This is a genomic window from Methanosarcina baltica (genome assembly GCF_055394095.1).
In genome coordinates this window covers 1997030-2014659 of the sequence record NZ_AP042463.1, presented here as the reverse complement: position 1 = coordinate 2014659, position 17630 = coordinate 1997030, and the positions used below count along the sequence as shown (strand labels likewise).

10 protein-coding genes are annotated in these 17630 nt (G+C 43.7%); 3 read left to right on the top strand and 7 right to left on the bottom strand.

All coding sequences use genetic code 11. The features are described 5' to 3' along the window. Positions 1–35 precede the first annotated feature (35 nt). Entirely contained in the window at positions 36–866 is an 831-nt protein-coding gene (locus ACZ5QV_RS08690) for a P-loop NTPase (protein WP_464599450.1), read from the top strand. A gap of 131 nt (positions 867–997) precedes the next feature. Here ACZ5QV_RS08690 and ade read toward each other — a convergent pair whose 3' ends face one another. Beyond that, a complete protein-coding gene (gene ade / locus ACZ5QV_RS08685) occupies positions 998–2677 on the bottom strand; it encodes an adenine deaminase (protein WP_464599449.1) in 1680 nt (559 codons plus the stop codon). A 270-nt stretch (positions 2678–2947) separates the two neighbouring features. Between ade and ACZ5QV_RS08680 the strand changes: the two genes are divergently transcribed. Both ACZ5QV_RS08680 and ACZ5QV_RS08675 read left to right on the top strand, forming a co-directional pair. Then, complete coding sequence (locus ACZ5QV_RS08680; protein ID WP_464599448.1) at positions 2948–3448, top strand: thioredoxin family protein; 501 nt, start codon at positions 2948–2950, stop codon at positions 3446–3448. 79 nt (positions 3449–3527) lie between these two features. Then, the gene (locus ACZ5QV_RS08675; RefSeq protein ID WP_464599447.1) at positions 3528–4184 is read left to right on the top strand and encodes a cytochrome c biogenesis CcdA family protein; all 657 of its coding nucleotides are present in this window, start codon (positions 3528–3530) and stop codon (positions 4182–4184) included. Positions 4185–4227: 43 nt separating this feature from the next. Here ACZ5QV_RS08675 and ACZ5QV_RS08670 read toward each other — a convergent pair whose 3' ends face one another. From ACZ5QV_RS08670 to ACZ5QV_RS08645, 6 genes are all read right to left on the bottom strand, one after another. Further along, positions 4228–7209, bottom strand: coding sequence for a NosD domain-containing protein (locus tag ACZ5QV_RS08670; RefSeq protein ID WP_464599446.1), 2982 nt, complete (start codon positions 7207–7209; stop codon positions 4228–4230). A 211-nt stretch (positions 7210–7420) separates the two neighbouring features. Beyond that, complete coding sequence (locus tag ACZ5QV_RS08665) at positions 7421–8449, bottom strand: right-handed parallel beta-helix repeat-containing protein (protein ID WP_464599445.1); 1029 nt, start codon at positions 8447–8449, stop codon at positions 7421–7423. 47 nt (positions 8450–8496) lie between these two features. Beyond that, complete coding sequence (gene tnpC, locus ACZ5QV_RS08660; protein WP_464599444.1) at positions 8497–10059, bottom strand: IS66 family transposase; 1563 nt, start codon at positions 10057–10059, stop codon at positions 8497–8499. Positions 10060–10138: 79 nt separating this feature from the next. Further along, on the bottom strand, positions 10139–11959 hold the full coding sequence (locus ACZ5QV_RS08655; RefSeq protein WP_464599443.1) for a CehA/McbA family metallohydrolase: 1821 nt from the start codon (positions 11957–11959) through the stop codon (positions 10139–10141). Beyond that, positions 11946–12161 carry a hypothetical protein gene (locus ACZ5QV_RS08650; protein ID WP_464599442.1) on the bottom strand — a complete coding sequence of 72 codons (216 nt, stop codon included), beginning with the start codon at positions 12159–12161 and terminating at the stop codon, positions 11946–11948. The genes ACZ5QV_RS08655 and ACZ5QV_RS08650 overlap by 14 nt, the downstream gene beginning before the upstream one ends. 364 nt (positions 12162–12525) lie before the next feature. Then, a complete protein-coding gene (locus ACZ5QV_RS08645) occupies positions 12526–17628 on the bottom strand; it encodes an S-layer protein domain-containing protein (RefSeq protein ID WP_464599441.1) in 5103 nt (1700 codons plus the stop codon). Between the last annotated feature and the right edge of the window lie 2 nt (positions 17629–17630).

Genomic DNA, 17630 nt, shown 5'->3' with positions numbered 1-17630 from the left:
AAAACACATATAAAAATTAAAACAGGTGATAAAAAATGACAGATCAGGTTCAACCACTGGAAAGTTTATCAAAGAAGCCCGAAGAGCCCAAAATCATCGTCAACCTCCGGCGCATCAAGCGCAAGATCATGGTCATGAGCGGAAAAGGTGGGGTCGGAAAGAGCACAGTTGCCGCAAACCTGGCCGCCGGGCTGGCCCTGCACGGATACAAAGTAGGGCTGCTTGACTGTGATATCCATGGCCCGACCATCCCTACCATCTTCGGGGTCGAATCGGAAAAGCCAAAAGTCGATGAAAGGGGAATCATACCAGTCCAGACCCTTCCGAACCTTGCTGTCATGTCCATTGGCTTTTTGCTGGAAAATAAGGACTCTCCGGTTATCTGGAGGGGACCTGCCAAGATGGGAGCAATCAAACAGTTCCTGGAAGAGGTGTACTGGGGAGAACTCGACTTCCTTATCATTGACCTGCCTCCCGGAACCGGAGACGAGCCCTTAAGTGTCGCCCAGCTCATCCCCACATGCGATGGCTCGATCCTTGTAACCACCCCTCAGGACGTGGCCCTCATCAGCGTCCGCAAGTCCATAAACTTCTCAAGTAAACTCAACATACCTATCATCGGACTTGTAGACAACATGAACGGTCTGGTCTGCCCCCACTGCGGGGAACTGATAAATGTCTTTGGAGAAGGAGGAGTGGAGAAAGCTTCAGGGGACTTCGACATCCCGGTACTCGCAAAACTTCCCATCGAGCCGAAAGTGGCAGAAATGGAAGACAAAGGCACAATCATGCAGGGCCTCGAACACAATTCGGAATGGCAGAAAAACTTCGACCTCGTTGTCAATGCCGTGGAAAAGATACTCTGAAAGGAAAAGGAAGCTCTTTTCCTTATCTATTTTTTTCTACAGGGTTATTTCCAGAACTTTTCACAGGAACTTTTGAATATATTTATACATCATAGTTCCAGAACTTTTTTGAAAAAATTAATGGCCGGAACTTATTCCGGCACAAGAAGGTCCACAAATTCGAATTTTCCCACATCAAAGAGGCCTAGATCCCCCAGTTTCAGCTCCGGGATTACCAGGAGGGACATAAAGGAGAGGGTCATAAACGGAGACCTGAGGGAAGTTCCCAGTTTTTTTGCCTCTTCATTGAGCATCCGGTACCGGGCCGCGACCTCTTCCCCGCTCCGGGTACTCATAAGCCCCGCCACCTCAAGCGGAAGGTCCAAAAATTCATCACCGGCTCCCACAACGATTCCTCCCCTGTTTTCTACCAGCCTGTTTACCGCCGAAACGATATCCTCATCGCTCACTCCCACGGCAATGATGTTATGGCTATCATGGGCTATACTGCTTGCTATTGCCCCTTTTTTCAGACCTATGTTCCTGATAAAACCGATTTGAACAGGATCGTTTTTATACCTGCTCAGGACGACCAGCTTAAGGATATCCCGCACCGGGTCCGAAACCAGCCTGCCATTTTCCACTTTTGGCCTTACAAGTTCCTGGCCGGTCACCAGTTCTCCGTCTCCGGCAACGATCACCCTGATTTTTCCGGGCTTTTCCACAGTCTGACCCCCGGCCTCCTCACCGGCTCCTTCGCCCGGCCGCAGCTTTAGCCTGACATCGGAAACCGAAATTATGTCCCTGCAAAAGACATTTACTGCCAGGCTTTTTTCCGGCTGGAAAAGAACATCTCCCTGGTCATAAACACATTCTCCGTCAATAAACGTGCTCAAAACCCGGAAGGACTCCAGGTCTTCCACCACGATAAAATCGGCGGGGTCTCCTTCCCGCAGCAGCCCCACATTAAGCCCGTAATGCTCCATGGGATTGAGCACCGAGGCCCGGAGCAGGTTAAAAAGGTCAAGACCCTTTTCCAGGCCCATCCTGATCAGTTTATCGATATGTCCCTCGTAAATCAGGGTATCGGGGTGGGAATCGTCAGTGCAGAGCATGACCGAATCCGGAAACTCATCGATTAAGCTGTACAGGGCTTCAAAATTTTTAGCGGCACTTCCTTCCCGGACCTGGATTTTCATACCGAGTTTTATTTTCTCGACAGCCTCCTCATAGGAATAAGCTTCATGGTCCGTGGAAATCCCGGCGCTTACATATTTTTTGAGGGCTTCTCCACGCAGGCCCGGGGCGTGTCCGTCCACCACTTTGCCGTACTTTTTGGCCGATTCAAGTTTGGCCGTGACCTCCGGGTCCCCGTTGATTACTCCCGGAAAATTCATCATTTCGGAAAGGTAATGCAGGTCCTTTCTGGCAAGCAGCCTGTCCACGGCCCCGGCGTCCAGAACGGCCCCGGCTGACTCGAAGGGCGTTGCCGGCACGCAGGAAGGGACCCCGAAATAAATCTTCAAGGGGACTTTTCGGGCATCCTCAAGCATGTAATCTATACCCTCTTCGCCCATCACATTGGCAATCTCGTGAGGGTCGCTTACAACCGCAACCGTCCCGTGGGCGACCGCCATCCGGGCAAAAGCCGAGGGCACGGTCATGGAACTTTCTATATGCACATGCGCATCGACCAGGCCCGGCAGGATGTAGTGATTTTCGGAGTTGGGTTTTTCTTCAACCCTTACAATCATTCCGTTTTCAACGCTGATTTCTCCCCGAAACTTGCGCCTGGAAACGATATCAAGAAGGATTCCACGATAGGTTTTCATACCCTGAATATTGTAGCCACAGATGTATAAAGATTTTCCAGTCACCCCCTCAAACCCACTGGACAGGGAAACATCTTCAGTAAATATGTTCAGGGGGAAGCTCTCATCCAGGCGGCAGAACGGAAAAGAAAGCTAGCCGCCCGGCCGTACATATAAAATTATTAAATACATGAAAAAATAACTTAAACCCGGAAACCAAATAAAAGTAAAGCAAGGTATTTTCAGGCCCCCATATTTCATCATCCATTTTTTGAGAAGGAAAGGAAAACAATGGAAAGAAATACAAAAATAATTGTCTCACTTATATTTCTGATTACAGCCTCACTTCTTACGGCCGGCTGCGTGGAAGAAAACGAAAACTCCCCTATTATTGAAGATTCCACCGTGGTTGAGGTCACAGACCTGGACCAGATAAACGAGGCCCTTCAGGAAGGCCCGGTTTTCCTGAAACTGGGAGCCGAATGGTGTGGCCCCTGCAAGGCTATGAAGCCTATCATGGCTGAAATGTCAATCAAATACGAAGGAAGAGCCACGGTTATGTCAATAGATGTGGACAATAGCCGGCACCTTGCCTCGTATTTTGGGGTATCTGGCATTCCCGATTCCTGTGTAATCGTGGGCCTTGAGGATGGGAAATATCTTTACATGGGGCCGGACGGAAACGTTACAAAAGACAGGTTCCAGGCCCGTATTCTCGGACTGAGGGAAAAAGAAATGTTTGAAAGCGTGCTTGAGCAGGCTGTCGCATGGAAAGAAGAAAAAACTGAATAAAAAGTTTGACCCTGAGAAGGAATCTGAGAAAGAAACCTGAGAAAGAATCCTGAGAAAAGAAACCATAAAGAGAACTCACATGTTTCCCGAATCAATGACCCCCCTCGCAGCTTTCGGAGCAGGGTTGATAAGTGTCCTTTCCCCCTGCATCCTGCCCCTGCTACCGGTTGTACTCGCCTCTTCCACGGAAACCGGTAAATTGAGGCCCCTTGCCATAGTCCTGGGGATTTCGATTTCCTTTACCGGTATGGGCGTCCTCAGTTCGGCTTTCGGGGCGGTTTTTATGGAATACATAGCTTACCTGAAGGTCCTTGCCGAAGGGATGATCCTCATAATGGGGATGGCAATACTCCTTGAGCTCAACCTTTTCAATGCCCTTGCGGGCTTTCCCCTCCTTACAGGAATGAAGGGAAAAGGGGTTACAGCCGGCCTCCTGCTTGGAATATCCCTGGGGATTGCCTGGCTTCCCTGCGTGGGCCCCATCCTGGCTTCGATCCTGACCCTCGTGGCCCTGAAAGGAAACGCAGGATACGGGGCCTTTATGCTTTTTATCTACTCCATGGGATTTGCGGTCCCCATGCTCCTGCTAGCATATTCTGCCCATCTCTCCTCCACAAAACTCAGGACAATTTCGCACTATGACACCGCAATTAAAAAGGGTGCGGGGATTGTGATAATTTTCGTAGGGCTCTGGATGGTCTACCAGAACCACCTACGAGGGTTCTTTTTATTTTAAAAATAGAAAAATTTATGGAAAAGGGTTTTCAAGACCTCTACCCTCAATTTTCAAGCCAGAAGGAAATTATTTCCTGAAGCCTCCCCGTGTTGATTTCAGCCCCTGTTCCAGGTGCGTTTTCATCATTCAACCAGCAATGGACGGCCTCCTGGAGTTCTGCGGTCGTAACTGCGATTTCGCCCTCTGACCCGGAGTCGTCCCAGGGGTTCCAGTCAACGGAACTAACAGTTATGTAAGCTGGTTTTGAGCTTATATCCCATCCGTACCCATTGCTCACATTCAGAGAAACCGTATAGTTTCCTGCCGAGGCATAGGTATGCATAGGGTTTTGCTCTGTAGAGTCCGTAACATTGTCTCCGTCAAAGTCCCAGAACCAGGAAGTAGGGTTGTTCAGGCTCAGGTCTTCAAACCGGACGGAAAAAGGAACAATGCCTGAAATGACATTTGCTTTAAAATCCGAAACCGGGGGGGATTTAGGGATAATGGTATACTGACCTGCCGATGCAACCAGAGGGTACCGGTCATTTTCATCCCAATCTACGGAATAAGATTGAGACCCGATTCCATCCCCGTTGGAGTCACTGCCGGAATAGTCGGAATAATGGTTTCCAAGATAACCGGTGTGGACATTACCTTCATAGCTGTATCTAAGTGGTTTGGAGGAAATCCAGAGATTGGAACCTATATCGACCTCAACATTTTCATCATTGTTACCTATATAATCATTCAGGAAAATCCTGTTGTTATTGGCATGTTTTAAAAAGATCCCATAACCGTTGTACGAAGCTATGTTCTTGTTTACAAGGTTGGAATAAGAATACATCATAAAGTTTCCATAACGGCTATTATTGGAAGCTGTATTCCCGCTCAGTATATTACTGTTTGAATATTTTATAAAAAAACCGTCCATGTTTGAATTTGCCACATTACTGTTCAGAATGTTGTTGTCTGCATAATAAAGGACAAAACCATAAGGGTTTGAATTTGCTGCATTATTGTTCAGGATGTTGTCACTGCAATAATTCAACCAGATACCGTAATAAGATTTACTGAAACTTGCCGTGTTGTTATCCAGAACGTTATGGCTGGAATGGTCCAGAAAGATGCCCTCGTTGAAGTTTAAACTTGCGATATTATCCACCAGGAAGTTGCCGTTGGAATAATTCAAATAGATACCATCATCAGAGTTCGAATTTGCTCTGTTATTCATCAAAGTATTGTTTGCAGAACTTTCAAGGGAAATTCCATACCAGTTTTCCGATAATTCATTGTTTTCAATACTGCAGTTTTCAACTCCACTCAGATGGATTCCAGCCTGCTTATCCCCACTAGCTCCCTTTATATTGAACCCTTTGATAAGCACGGAATATTCACTTACTTCAAAAACATGGTCTGAAGAATTGGCAGCCTGCACAACGGTATCGGAGGGATTTTCAGATTCCGAAACAATGGTCAGGCTTTTGCTTACATCTATATTTTCCGTATAAGTCCCCGGTCCCACAACAAGAGTATGCCCGTCCAGAGTCACGGGATCGTCAATGGCCGCCTGGATGGTCAGAAAAGTTTTTTTCGAGTTGAGATTTTTCACCGGTCTGGCATCAGGTCCGAGGATCCAAATGTATTCCGTCTTTGTTTCTATGTCTGAGTCATATGGACTGCTCACTTTCAGGCTGACAGTGTAAACCCCGGGTTCACTGTAGGTATGTGTGGGGTTTTGAAGTGTGGAAGTGTCCCCGCCCCCAAAGTCCCAGGCCCAGGACTCAATTTCAGAGGCTTCTTCGCTGGCCCAGAAACACCAGAAGGTTTTGCCCAGGGACTCGTCGGTGAAACGGACGGTAAGGGGGGCAAGCCCTGAAGTGAGGTTTGCATTGAAATTAGAAATGGAAGGCACATCGGTAATCACGTACCGGACCACCGAAGCCATGATCGGATAATGGTCCCTATCTTCAAATGGAGAATCTCCAACCCCATCTCCGTTTGAGTCGCTACCGAAATAAGGAGAGAGAGTGCTTCCAGAATAATGGTTTCCAAGGTAACTATTGTAGTCGTTCCCATTATATGTGTAATTAAGCGCTTCGCTTGTATTCCAGATATTGTTGCCTGAGTATTTAACATTATAATAATAGTTATTTATAAAGTCGTTCAGAAATATACGGTTCTCACTGCTAAAAGTGAACAGGCCAATCCCGTAATTCTCATTAAAACTTATGTTATTGCCTGCAAAAGTATTACAGCTTGAGTGTTCTAAATAAATACCGTAGTTACGGTTCTCATTTGCTGTGTTACTGATTAATCTGTTGTTATTAGAGCTATCCAGGTGAATTCCGTAACCTGATGTGACACCGGCAATACTTCCTCCTTCATTTGAATTTGCACTGTTATTAACAAATTCATTATTATCGGACAAAGACAGTTTAATGCCGTGTGGGCTGTTAAAGTTCGCCTCGTTATTAATAATTCTGTTATTGTCAGATTGATAAAGGGAGATTCCATACCCTTCACTTACATAGCTGCCGAAGGCATCATTATTGTTTGCACTGCTATTGATCAGGATGTTGTGGTTTGAATGGTCCAGATAGATTCCATAGTCATTTGAATCCGCAAGGTTGTCGTTCAATGTGTTGAAGTCGCTGCAATACAGGTAGATTCCCCAATCATTGTCCCGTAAATTATTGTTTTCAATGACACAGTTCTCAATCTGGTTAAGATAAATGCCTTTATTCCAGCCGTTTATGTTAAAACCATTAATTTTTACATAATCAGCATTTACAGAAAATGCCCCAACAATGGTATCATCCGGATTTTCGGATTCCGACTTTATTGTCAGATTTTCCACGTTTACTGAAAGGCTTCCGGAGTATGTCCCGGGCCTTACAATAATCGTATCCCCCGAAGAGGCCCCGTCTATTGCGGCCTGGATTGATTCACCGGGACTGACATAAATGTCCGATGCAGCCCCTTTGCCCGCACACAGGATCAATAAGAAAAAAATTGTAGAGAATTTAAGAATTTTAAGATATTTCATCGCCACACTTCCAAAAAGTTGTATAAATACCAATGTAATAGCCAACATGTCCAATTCAATACGAAAAGTCTATAAAAAAATAAGGAGTTGGCCTATATAATTTTTTTGATTTGTTCAAATGTAAGGGGTGTGATGCTTTTGAAAAGAGAAGTCAAGGTAAAAATTAAAAAAAGTGATGAGTTGGAGATAGAACCTTTATAAAATTCTGATCTCAACTTTCAAGCCAGAGGAAAATCACTTCCTGAAGCTTCTCTGTGCTGATCTCGGCCCCTGTTTCTGGAGCAGGCTCGTTATTCTGCCAGCAGTAGACAGCTTCCTGAAGTTCCGAAGTTGTAACTGCAACTCCTCCGTCGGAGTCAGGGTTGTCCCAGGGGTTCCAGTCAACAAAGCGGGGCCTGGCAAGCGGGAAGTAATCGATGTTTCCTCCCCCAAGCTCGTAATAAGCTTCGCAGATACCATCCCCATCAGAATCGGGGTGGGTCTGGCTAAAACCTGTCCCGTCAGGTTTTTCCCATAAATTGCCGCCGAGGTAGAGGCCACCTATTATATTGGTTCCGGCAGTCTTTGTCGTGTTCCAGAAGTTTCTGGGACATAAGCCTTCAAAATAAGTATTATTAGTATTGTTGAAGATGTTATTGATGATTATGTTGTACCCGGAATCGTTCATATATATGCCGTGCAAATAATTTCGGTTTGCTCTGTTGCAGCTCAGTTCATTATTACTTGAAGATTCAAGCCAGATTCCGGCTGTGTTATTTAACAAATCGTTATTGCTGATATTACACTCATGAGTTTTGTTGAGATATATTCCACTGAGTCCACCTTCTACTTTAAAGCCAGCGATTAACACTTTGTCGGCCCTGACGTTAAAGACATGAGCTCCGGGATCGGCAGCCTGAACAAGAGTATCATCCGGTATTCCGGAAACTGAGACCAGGGTCAGTTCTTTGTTCAAATCTACATTTTCGACATAAGTCCCGGGATAAACCATAATTGTATCTCCGGGATTTGCATTGGCCACAGCATCCTGTATTAAAACATAATCAGCCCCCGAATCATCATCAACGGAGAGGGTTTTTGATACGTTTGTCGAGACCCATATGGGATTGGTGTAGGCTCTATAAACCCGGCCATCCCCGGAAGAATAAGCCTCTATTCTCAGATAACCTGATGAATTGAGCTTCACGGATTTAAGCTGAGAGTTTTGAGGATAGGCGTCAAAACTGTTAGAGAGAAGCACCCTTTCAATCCCGCCGGTGGGCCCGTAGTAAAGAGTATAGTATCTATTCAGGGTAAGGGTGGCACATTTTCAATCGCCGCATGAAGTGAACTTATAGTAGGTATATTATTCTTTATTAGTGTAGATATGTATCCCCTAATTCTAAAGAAAACATCTGCTCCATGGGGTTTCCTAAAATCTCCCGATATTTTTTGCTGAACTGTTATCATTCTGAGATCTCTTTCTGCTTGGTTGTTACTGAAAGGAACTCTTAGATCCGTAGCAAACCTCAAGATTTCTTTTTCATACTTTGAAAGTCTATCAAGGAGATTTTTTGCATCGCTCTGCGCTTTTCTTCCTCTTTTAACCCCATTGTCTTTCGAGATTTCAGGTGGAGGATTGTCCTCAAATCCTTTCATTAGTATTGACTGATACTTTTCTTTAAAGGTCTTGAGCGTATCTTCATCTATTTGTATGCCCTGTTTTCTGGCAAAGTCTGCGCATTTTTTAATTTCATATAGGAGATCAGACATCTCCTCAGCCCACACTTGCTTGAATATGTTATAAATGTCTTTAAGTTCTCTTTGAATGTGGACATTACATGCCGCATGTTCACATTTGTATTTAAAATAGGGTTTCCAGAAATCGTGGACTATAATTCCTCTATATTTAGGCAACACTCCCATTTTATTCATTGCTTTTGATCCTCGACTCCTATTATGGAAATAGTATGTATATTTTTTTGTAGAGATTAAATGGCAGTATTCCCCTTGACCACCAACGTCGATTCCAGTTTCATCACCATGGATGACATTTTCTTTTATCAGTTGCTTCTTGATGTGGTTTGTAGCACCTTTCAACTTGTGAAATAACTTATTTTCTGCCCTAATTATTGTACCAACGCTTATATCAAATCCAAAGGCATCTTTAAATAATTTCTTGATTCGGTCATAGGGAATCAATTGGTAGTTTCGGAGGTAAATTGCAATTGTTAAAACCATATTGCCATATTGGACAGGTTTTGTAATTGATTTCGGAAAAGCAGCTTTGTTTTTGCGGTTACAATAAGGACATTTTTTGATCTCAGCACGATGTTCGGTCACTTTACGCCTTACAATTATTTCAAATTCTTGTCTCTTCTCGTAATTTATAACTTCAATCTTCTCAATGTTACAACCACAATGTTCACATTTATGTAGCTTATAAATGATTGTTTTATCAGGATTTTTAATCATCCTTAATGTAGAACCAGGATGCCCTTTTTGGCCGCCAGGACGTCTAAAACTTCCTTTTTGTGAACCTTTTGATTGAGGTATTTTATCAGTAGAATTGTTAGTAGAGGGAAGTCGATTTCTTTTTTGGTTTTGGTTATTCTTTTTTAGGCGAGATTCTAACTCATTAAGTCTTTCTCGAAGTTCGGTGTTTTCGGATTCAAGATTTTCATATCGAGATTCAAGCTCTTCGTGTCGAGATCCAAGATCTTCATACCGAGATTCAAGCTCTTCGTGTCGAGATCCAAGATCTTCATACCGAGATCCAAGATCTTCATACCGAGACTCAAGATCCTCAATATATGAAACAATGGATTCAGGGTCTGAACGGCATTGAGTAAGAATCTCTTCACATTTCATAAACCTCATTCCAAAATCCGATGATTTTTATATTAATCTATATGAAAAAAGTAATTGTTGAGTTTATACGAAATATAAGTTAGAAACAGAGGTAGCTGAATAGATACAGAGTATAATTAATTTCTTCGCCCAGGTCAGGGCACGATGCTCCTGTAATGTTTATGGTAAGCTCTTCGTTTTCGGTAATAGTCAGGGTGTTTCCGATCCCTCTTCCTTCGACATCAAAGACAAGGACCGGGCCCTCGGTCAAAATACTGTTTCCGTTTCTTAAAGCTTCCAGAACCCCCTCTTTCGAAAGAGAATCTGAATAAATATAGGTCCTCACTTTTCCAAAAGCGGTTTCCCAGCTAGATTCGATAAGGGATTCCTTATGGTTAAAATCTCCGTGAGCGTCGCTACCAGCCAGAATAAAGATTTTTCTTCCGCTTAGCAAAAGGTTTTTCCACACTTCCAGCCCCACATCCAGTTCAGCCGTTTTATCGGCTTCATTCCAGATTTCAAGGCCTGTAAGATCCGAATTTTCAATGTCCCCCAGAGTCCAGAAGCCCCTGTTAAGAATAGAGTTTGCACAATCGAAGGGATGAGCCGCATAACTGAGCCCCCCCAACACCCTAATATTTTCCATTACATCGACTGCATTGAAGGTAACGGCTATATCGTCTTTCCCATCCCCATTGCTATCCGTATTTTTCTCACTTCCTCCAAGCAGGTCTCCATTTGCCCCTTCTCCTTTGATCGGGCTTGATATGTTATAGGCCAGTAAATGGATGTACTTTCCTTCCTCGCTCACAACCGAGATTTCTTCTCCCAGAATACAGAGAAATTCCGGATTGGAGTAGTCCCTGCACTCCCCTGTTAAATAAGCCCATTTTCCAGCTTCATTTCTTGAATCTGACCCGGAAGGATCGGAATCCAGGTCAAAAGAATGGTCCGTTATTGTGACCCAGCTGAGACCGATTTCTTTTCCCACCAGGGCCGTTGCTTCAATCGGCCCTCCCGATTCAGCCAGGTTATCGGTATAACTTGAATGGTAGTGAGTATCCCCGGCATACCAGTTCCGGATGGTAGGGAGGGAATAGTCGCTTAATTCAATTCTCAAATTATCATGGGCGTCCCAGTCCGGATCGAAGAGGCCGCCGTTTTCTTCAAATTTAATATGAAGGTACACTTTCCCGCTTATATCCTTTAAATTGTAAGGATTTCCGTTCCTGTCCGTGCCGGAAACTGGAAGGGAAATTATATCGTACAATTCCCCATATTCATAAAGGTTATACAGTTTATTTTCCACGGTTATATCATACTGTTTTTCGAGGAGCAAACGGTCACTGGCATCATTTTCTACCCCGTCCCTGTCAATATCCAGATACACTTTCACAGAATCCAGGTCATAATCAAAATAATTTGCATCCACAATGCATAATAATATGGAGATGTCAGTTTCACCGGGACTTACGCGCCAGGGAGCATCGGAAAATACATCTTTGTTCTGGGTATTAACATATAATACAAGCCCTTTTCCTGCTTCAACTTCATACCCGATTCCTTTGTTGTTGTATTCTATTGTGGACTTCTTGTTGGAAAATTTAGCATAGACTTTGTACCTGTCGGGTTCAATAAAAACGTCGAAGTCTTCACTTTCTTCAATCGTTTTTTCCCAGCAGACCTCTTCATTGTCAAAATCAACGATTTTTACGTGGACCGGGAAGAACTCCGAGATTTCGGATTCGGCTGAACTTTGAACTAAATTGTCCCCGGAACCTCCGAATTTAAAAGTGATTATCCCATTCAAACTTTCTTCATTTGCGTTTGTTTCTTCGTTTGAGTTTACAGCTGACACCGGTAAAATGCTGAACAAAATTATTAATGAGATTGAAAATATGACAAATTTATCGCCTTTCATATAACATCCCTCCCAGAAACCCTATTATTAACCACAGGATTCCATTTGCAATCAGACCTTCATACCCCCCGTTACTGATCCCTGACATGCCCGTTGTCGGGTCGTAATAACTTTCAAACGCCAGCCAGGAATTCAGTTTACTATAAGTGAGGGTAGGAGGGAAAACAAGCACAAAAACCAGTTTTGTCAGAAGCCCACCCATCCCATGCCCCCCTGGGGCCCAGGCTAAAGGTACGCCTATCAATGGGCCAAGAATAGAGTATACTGTCGATATAATTGCAGCTTTAATTTTAATATCCATATGAACTCCAGATTCAGGTGCACTTTTTTATAACTGATGCCCACATCACTCCGATAGAAATTGTGCAAGCTTCGCTTATATGTTTTTTGTAAATGTTGATTAAATAAAACAGGTGGGTGGGGCCAACCGGAGAAGAAACAAAAGGAAAAAAAGGCTTAAGACGGCATTCCGGATATTTGTTGAATAATATTAACAACTTGCCCTAAGAGCGATTAGTAAAAAAAAATAAAAAAGTAGTGGATGGAATCTTTGCAGAGTTACATCCTCAACTTTCAAGCCAGAGAGTAATTACTTCCTGAAGCCTCACCGTGGTGATCTCGGCTCCTGTTTCGGGTGCATGTACGTCATTAAGCCAGCAGTAGACAGCTTCCTGGATTTCCGGTGTTGTGATTGCTTCCCCTCCGGGGGAATCGGAATCGTCCCAGGGGTCCCAGTCAACAAACTGAGGCATAATAAGCGGCAGGTAATCGATATTACCTCCTCTGAGGTCGTAAACCTCTTCGCAGATACCGTCTCCGTCAGAATCGTTATGAGTCTGGCTGAAACCTGTTCCATTAGGCGTTGCCCAGAAATTCCCGCCGATGTAAAGACCTCCTATAATGTTTGTACCCCCGGTTCTTGTGATGTTCCAGACATTGCCGGCGTTTATTCCTCCAAAATAAGTGTTGTTTATGTTGTTAAAATAATTGTTGTAGATAGAAGTGTTTCCAGTATCGACCAGAGCAATTCCGTAATCATTTGAACTTACAGTGTTGTAAGAACACGTATTATTCATAGATTTAGATATTATAATACCACAGGAATTATTCAAAGCCGTGTTATTGCTCAGTATGCTATTACTGGAATATTCCAGACTGATACCAAAATAACTGTTCAAATTGACCATGTTATTGCTCAACATGATATTGCTGGAACGTCCCAGGAAGATACCATGCTGACTGTTCGAATTAACCATGTTATTACTCAGCATGATATTACTGGAATCTTCCAGACTGATACCTAAAACGTTGTTATGAACCTTGTTATTGTTCAGCGTATTGTTGCTGGATGAATGAAAATGAATTCCATAACCATTGTTCACAGCTGTGCTATTATTAACATTTGAGTTACTTGTATTATAAAATGAAACACCGAAGGTATTGTTTTTTAAAGTAAGATTATTCAAAGAGATGTTCTGGCAGTTTATGCAGTAGATCGTCCCTGCATTCGAAGATGAATCTATAACAATGTCTGATATATCGACCAGATAATAAATCGGTTTTCCATCCACAGTATTACTGGTATCGATGTCACTGACAGTGTAAATAGGAGCTTGAAAATTGAATTTATTATTTGACATTATGTTGTTTCTCATGGTGTTGTTGCTGGAATAACTCAAATAGATGCCATAGTTGTTGTTTGAAGCCATATTATCGATCAGCGTGTTGTTGCTGGAATACCATCCAAGATATATGCCGCAACCATCGTTCTTTGAAGCCATGTTATTGTTCAGCGTATTGTTGCTAGAATCTTTCAGATATATTCCATAATCATTGTTTGAAGCCACGTTATAGGTCAGCTTGTTCTTGCTGGAATAATACAGTTTAATACCAAATTCGTTGTTTGATAGTTTATTTTTATCAATATTACAGTTCTTAACCCCATCAAGCAGGATTCCACAATTACCACTTTGTCCTATTATATTGAAACCTCTGATATTCACCTTATCTGCAGTTAGGTGGAAAACATGGTCCTGGGTCGCAGCCTGTACATTTGTATTATCCTCACTGCCCGGTACTGAGCTTATCGTCAGACTTTTGTCCACATGCACGTTTTCCACATACGTACCCGGCTTAACGAGGATTGTAGCACCTGGAGCAGCATTATCCACTGCATCCTGTATGGAACTATAATCTGCAGGCTGGTCATCGTCAACTACAAGGTATGTTTCCAGAGCCGGAAGGATTTCAACATATACGAATGGGTAAAAACGAAGTGTATCGGAGTCGGCTACCCGGAACCGGATGTTATCGGTGATAGGAATAATCGAATCCCTGTTCAGGTTGACAGGTTCCTGGTTTTTCATCGATATCCCGGACACGGAAACCGAAGTTATCTGCATTTTGCCAGATGTGTCTCCTGGTTTTACTTCAATACAGGATTCCGAGATCTGGAATACGCCTTCTATAAACACTCCTGTTATTCCCCCGTCATCGGACATATTTCCAAAATGCACTGCAATTAACGGAACATCTTCAATTGTGCTTATGTCTGTTTCATAGACGTAATCTTCATTCGATGAAATAAAAGCATCCTCTAATACAGATCCATTCTTTTCAAGCTGAACCCAGGCAGTATTTCCATTTATGTCCAGCTCCACGATATTAAGGGAGTAATTTTCGGAAAGGGAGAGGGATGAGCCGGCATAGAGGAACTTTCCATCAGCATTGTTCTGTAACACTTTACAGAGTTTTCCTTCCGAAATCAAACCAATGTCCTCTCCGACAAATCCCGTATTCCCGGTATAGCCTGCGAGGTATTCATCTGCCAAAAACCAGAGAGCCTGATAGTAACCCCAGGCTCCGCATTCAAACTCAGATTCCACGGAGGCCGTGGAGTACAGCATGTTTCCTTCGGGGACCTGCCTGCCGTTAATGGAATTTACCGCCAGGTTTTCGGAGGCGACACCCGTATCCGGGTTATAGTGCAGAGCTGCAAAATTCAGGCCAGTCCATTGATGGGCCAGAGCCCCTTCGGCAATTTCCCCGTCCACTTCATATGTTCCAGGAGCTGTGTACTCCTCGCACAGATAGAAGCTGAGTTCATCATCATCGGCAACTTTGAACTTCAGGTCTCCCGCAAGTTCCTGTTCCCAGTCCTTGTAGAGGGGTATTGAGTGAGGATTGGTGAGCTGCAAATAATTATATCCTATAGTATCGATTTCAAATACTCCGAATTCATCGTCCCATTCAAAAGTGAAAGCTTTATCATAATCGATTAACCAGAGTCCCTGAATTTGTGCAAAACCCTTCCCCATTTCTTCGTCCGTCAGGATATCGTTTACGTGAACTCTGAAGACTACAACATCATCTTCATCTTCGATATCATCAAGATCCACTTCCCAACTCGAGTGTTCGGGATCTGTCGTGTCAAGGATCGCGTCATCCATAAACTCCCCGTCCTTTGTAAATTGCACCCAGATCTTTTCACCCTCGACATCGATCTGCTTGGCCTCAAGCCCGTAGCCGTATCCCAGGTCGAGGATTTCCCCGGTCTGCAGGATGTATTTTTCATCATCGTCAAGGAGCAGCGGGGCAAGTTTATCGGGAGATCCGGCAAAGGGTACAAAGAGCTCCCCGAGGAATCCCAGCAGGTCATACTGCTCATCAGCCCAGCCTTCATATTCGTAATCATTTTTTTGGACTGTCGTCATGTATACAAGACCTTCCACAGCAATTTCTCTGGCTGCCCCGGCTTGCAGGATATAGAGTTCTTCCCCGACGGCCCCGTTCTTCAGATTATAATAGAAGTCAGCAAAATTCCTGCCGTTTATCCTGAGGTAACCCCCGTTTGAATCTAGAACCGCCTGAAGGTCCTGACCACTGTAAACCGGGCTTCTGATTTCCGCAGATTCCCTGTTTATCGGCTGAATTGAAGACTCCGGAACCAGACCCTGATCCGAATTCTGTTCAAGGTCTTTTATAATTACAAGCCTGTTTTCCTCCCCCATGAATGCTTTTTCAAGCTTGAAGGTAAGGATGGAAAGGTTTAAGCCATTTATTGACCGGATGTAATAATAATTGCTGCCTGCGGACAGGATCTGCTCGTCCAGGTTGAGACCATCTTTTGTTAGCAAAAATAAAGCCTTGTTCCCATTCAAATCGATTGTTTCCGGATTCAGGACATAGCCCTCGTCAAGCTCTAGTTGCTCCAGCTTTTCCAAGATTATTTTATCATCAAGAGCAAGGGTATTGAGGTCCGAATTCCGGATATAATCCGAAGAAAATTCAACACAGTTGGTGATTTTTCCACAGAATACATTGTTTACACTGATATCCAGAATTTGTCGGAGACTTCCGTCCCCGGAAGTTTTTCTGAAGTACTGGTAAGCACTTTCTCCTTCGAGGACGTCCTGATCTACAACTTTATTGTCTTTCATAAGAGAGGCAAGAGCCCTTGTATTTCTGGAAATCTCGTTTATTTCCAGCACATAACCGTCCCCAAGGTCCCAGGAATCCCCGTAATTCATAAAGACCACAGGGGAAATATCAACGGTATTTTCATCAGAGAATATGGTATAATCAGTTTTCAGCTCCACGCACTGCAAAGAATCTGAATTAAAAATATCTGATAAAGGGACTTCCAGGATGGTTTTTATGTTTCCACTGCCGACATCCTTTCGCTGGTAAATGTAGCTCTCACCCTCAACGCTCACTCTCCGGTCCACAGAAACATTATTTTTTTCCAGATTAATGAGGCAGCTTTCACTTTTGAGACTCACATCTTCCAGCCGGAGGGAATACGCATTTTCAAGTTCCAGTTCATCCCCGGGCCTGAGGATAACAACAGGATTAGTATCAACCGTACCGGTATCCGAATACTGACCCTCGAAAATAACTTGGGCAATCGAATCCACGGCTCCTAAAAATACCTGACTTAACATCAGATCGATAATAACCTTATTTTCTCCGCTGGCAGACCTGTTGTAGTAATAATGTTCTCCCGCTTCTACGATTTTTTCGTCAAGAGGAACTCCATTTTTTGAAAGACTTAAGAGGGCTTCATTCCCGTATTTGTCAACTGCAAGCAGCGTAAGTGCATACCCGTCATTTAATGTCAAGTTTTCTCCGGTCCTCAAAGTATATTTGTCCCCGACAACCAGACCAGAGCCGACAGCGTAATATCGAGTTCCTGAATCCTCAATGTATTCGTCCCCCACAGCCTGGCCGGGCATGGCACCGGTGACATAATATGTATTCCCGGCCTCCAGGATGTATTCCTCAAGAACTTCACCTTTTTTGAGAAGTTTGACAAATGATTTGTCCCCCTCAGTGCTAAAGTCGGAAACCATAAGGGCATACCCGTCTTCTAATTTCAGGCATTCTCCGCGCTTCAGGCCGGAGTCCTCTTCCTTTTTGAACGGATTATTCCGCAAGTTTTCCAGAAGGTCAGGTTCTGGAAATTCCCCGCTGTAAAAATCAGCCAATGGAATATTTCCGGCAGAACCTGTAACTATCCCACTTTGTTCATCCCCGACAAGAGTATCGGAATTTACCACAAGTTTGCCAGGAAAAACAAAATCTATAGAACAAAGTGCTTTCTCTGAGAAAGCACTGTTTACGGTAGCCTGGAATGACTCTTCTGAATATAAACACAGTTCAGCTGCCATTC